Raw genomic sequence first — 697 nt, 5'->3', positions numbered from 1 at the left:
GAATCGCGATAAAAAAGGGCGGATCACCAGCCGCGACTTTGGGCTGATGCAGATCAATGACCGCCACATTCCGGCGCTGCGGTCCCTGGGGATCTTGAGCAATGAGCAAGACTTGCTGAACAACCCGTGCCTCAATGTCCAAATCGGCGCCTGGATACTGGCTAAACACCTCAAACAATGCGGCGTCAATTGGCAATGCCTCGGTTCCTACAATGCCGGTTTTGCTGATGACAACGGTCCACGGCGTATGATTTATGCCCGTAAGATCTATGCGATGTACACGAAGCTCAGGGGCGGTGCCGCATGATGGCCCCATATGTCCTGAAGTTCTCGCTACTGATAGCCCTGGCCAGCGCCGCTCTGTTCATGGGTGCCCAACCGTTGGTTCATCGGGCGAAACAATTCTTGCTTGAGCATGATGGTCCGCCACTCACTCAGCTGCAGATCAAGGGCGTCACCCTCGTTTTCGCCGGTACCGGTACAGTCCTGATCGCAACGACAGCACTCGCGGGTTCTTCCTGGTTAGGCACTGTCAAAATTCTGGGGCTGATGGCGTGGGGGATCCCCATGGTGCTGCTTGATATGCGCAATTACTGGTTACCGCTGCGTTATACCTCCGGATTCTGGCTGACAGGTCTGCTGTTTACCTTTCTGCCTGGGAGCTCGCTCACACTGACAGAGGCGCTCACAGGCAGTA

At 55.7% G+C, this 697-nt stretch carries 1 protein-coding gene and 1 pseudogene; both read left to right on the top strand.

Annotated elements, in window-relative coordinates; translation table 11 throughout:
• Positions 1–307, top strand: a 307-nt coding sequence (locus tag A6U95_RS06710) for a lytic transglycosylase domain-containing protein (protein ID WP_139102340.1), incomplete at its 5' end; no start/stop codon positions are given.
• Positions 304–697, top strand: a pseudogene (locus A6U95_RS06705) (hypothetical protein); the annotation flags it as partial. The gene A6U95_RS06710 and the pseudogene A6U95_RS06705, both read left to right, overlap by 4 nt.

It is taken from the genome of Serratia sp. 14-2641 (assembly GCF_001692375.1).
GTDB lineage: Bacteria > Pseudomonadota > Gammaproteobacteria > Enterobacterales > Enterobacteriaceae > Chania > Chania fonticola_C.
The sequence above is the reverse complement of the archived record's forward strand: the minus strand, read 5'-3'. Positions and strand labels throughout refer to the sequence as shown.